Origin of the sequence: Anaerosolibacter carboniphilus (assembly GCF_014205875.1) — a bacterium.
Classification (GTDB): Bacteria; Bacillota; Clostridia; order Peptostreptococcales; family Thermotaleaceae; genus Anaerosolibacter; species Anaerosolibacter carboniphilus.
In genome coordinates, this window is record NZ_JACHEN010000069.1 from 1 (window position 1) to 2950 (window position 2950).

Sequence of the window (2950 nt, forward strand, 5' to 3'; positions counted from 1 at the left end):
TGATGAATCCCCATGCGATAAACGCACCGATGTTTGGCATCACCATACCGCTTAAAAATCTACCGAACCGTTGGATTCCTTCCTTGGTTCCTTTTTTATCTGGACTTTTTATACTTGCTGTTCCGCTTTGTGACATATGATCCCCCTCCTATATCCTGTTGGTTTTTAAATTGAGAAACTTGTGCAAAATTCTATTTAAATCCTCATATATTTCTTTTTGTGTCCCTTTGGATAACACATCGATAAATATTGGTTCATCTATCAAACTTGTACTGATTTGACTCATGACTTCCAAGTATCTTTTGCTTTTATCCATGGGTGTGATCATCACTAAAAATGTTTTTATTTGTTCCTCTTCTCCATAGCTATTTAAACAAACTAATGATTTTCTATCCTTCAACCGAACCACCCCAAACTTTAGGTGATCGGAAGCCCTTGTTCGACAGTGGAGCAGCATCATTTCTTTTTTGCTTAGTACGGTGCTTCCTTTCTGCTCTCTTTCTAGAAAATTCTGTTCAAGAATGCCTGCATTGTCTTTACTGTCAGCGGTTATCTCACTTACATATCGGATTAAATGCGCCATATCCTCTACTTCTACCTCTTCTTTTAAAAAGAAACCCTCTAATATCTCAAGGACGCCTTCTCCATATTCTTTCATGGCATAAGAACGTTCTTTTAGATCCATACTGCTTTGTTCCATTCCTTCAAGGGAATAGTCATCATGGACATTCAAGTTTTCTAATACGTTCTGAAGCTTCTTTCGATTCTCTTCTAATAATAAGGGATCTACCTGAATCACTGGGACAGTATTCCCATCCATGTAGACAGTGGTTATAATCAAATCAATTTTATTTTCCTTTAGCCATTCTTCTTCAATTCGTATGGTCGAAACAATATCTACAATGTCTATGTTTTGAAACTCTTTTTTAAGCCGTGTTGCCAGAAGTCTAGATGTTCCTATGCCACTGGTACAGGCAACAACCGCTCGATGGACCCGCTGTCGATTGCTACTCTGTCGTTTTTTTTCTATGGCTGCACCGAAATGCATGGCGATATAGCCTATCTCAGCCTCAGGCATCCTCACATCAAACTTTTTATTTACAACCTCAGCACACTTCTCGCTGATTTTATATATTTCTGGATACATTTGCCTAATTTTTCCTAGCAAGGGATTCCGAATATCTAAATTCATCTTTAATCGATTGATAGCTGGTCTCAGATGGCTGATCAGCCCAAAAAGCAAATTCTCATTATCCTTTAGTACATATCCTGCTTCTTTTTCTGCAACTTTTATCATTTGATTTGCCAACTGAGTCAGTTCAAAATTTCCAATAATGAACTCTCCCGTATCCTTAAAGTCATGATGATCATATACCCCATTGCGCATTTTCGCACCTTTTAAATGCATGGTGATATAGCCTATTTCATCCTTCGGAATCTCAATCTGAGTAGACTGGGTAATTTCCCAAGCTATTTTTTCAGCTATCTTATATTCATTACTTTGGGCAAGCTCCCTCCAGAATTCTTCCTTCATCACGATTCTCTCATTATTTTTTATTCTCTGAATGGCAAGTGCCAAATGAACAATCAGTCCAACATACGCACTGTCCGTTAGCTTATATTCTAGATCAGCTTCTGCTCCATGAATGATTTCCTCGATGGTTTTGATTACTTCTTTGTCAATCATGTTCATTAGTCGGTTACTTGTATTAATTTCAATGCTTTCCTGTTTTTTATTCAGTCCAGCTAGATTTTGACGGGTTATCTTTAGAAGCTGATCTTCATCCAAATTCTCGTATAGTATGGTAATCATTGCCCTTCGAAGAGAGTTTTCATTTCCTTCGATATATACACCTAGTCCGGGCTTTCTGACTAAAGTTAATTCATGCTTGTTCAACCATGCCTCTACTTTGTCTAGATCATGACTGATGGTTCCCTCTGACACCTTGAATAAGGATGAAAAATAAAAAAGTTTTGTCGGTTCTCTGTTTTGTAAGAGTTCGCTAATAATAAGTGATTGTCTATTCTCTGGAGTAAATTCCAATTCCACCGATTCGGAGTCCAGCATGGCGCTCAACCTTCGCCGTTCCTCCAAGGTAGCCATAAGCTGTATACCTACTTTAGTTTTTTTCATCAGCTTAAAATCATTTTTTTCCAGCCATTGCTCCGTGAGGGGCATTTCTCTTAGAATCGTTCTGGAGCTAACTTCCAGGTTTCTTGCAATGTCCCCTATGGTTATGGGCTTCGATGCGTCCACAATCATTTGTAGAATCTGTTTTCCTCGGGCAGTTAATAGCAACTCACTCACATTTGCTCACCTCGCTTCTTAGATTAGTGACATTTTTTTGAATTCTAAATCTTCTTAATTCAATTATATATTCAGTATTCCCTGAAAATCAAAGAAAACATAATTTTGTTTGTCATCATTCATTAGTGACATTTATAAACAAATCAAAGGACAAAGTTGCCTATCGACAATTTGTTTTCGCTAGGAACCCCTAGGCTTCCTACCACGGCTGCAAGACAGCTTCCTTACAGTAAAGGGGAAATCCTCATTACACACCCCATATATAGGAAATTGAGAACCATGATTTCCCATATATAGATAAAAGCAGCAGAGCTATCAATCTCTACTGCTTTCTTTGGTAATTATTTTGATAATCTTTCTACTAGTTCATCGTATACCGGACTGCCTATAAAGTTTTTAATCGAAATATGCTCTGCTTTAGGCGCGTGGCTCTTTGCCCGTTGGGCCAGACTCTCATGGGTAATGACAAGATCTGCATCGCCTGGTATTTGATCGATGGCTGTATTGACTACTTCCACATCTACGCCTGCTTGCTTTAGCTTGTTTTTTAAAGTAGATGCTCCCATGGCACTGGAGCCCATTCCTGCATCACATGCTACGACAATCTTGCTGATCTTTTTCTCTATTTTCTTACCTTTCAAT

The 2950-nt window shown here is 38.4% G+C and carries 1 protein-coding gene and 1 pseudogene; both read right to left on the reverse strand.

The genetic code is table 11. The features are described 5' to 3' along the window. Window positions 1-148 precede the first annotated feature (148 nt). Complete coding sequence (locus HNQ80_RS25480) at window positions 149-2308, reverse strand: BglG family transcription antiterminator (RefSeq protein ID WP_184314077.1); 2160 nt, start codon at window positions 2306-2308, stop codon at window positions 149-151. Window positions 2309-2649: 341 nt separating this feature from the next. Further along, window positions 2650-2950: pseudogene (locus tag HNQ80_RS25485) on the reverse strand (PTS mannitol transporter subunit IIBC); the annotation flags it as partial.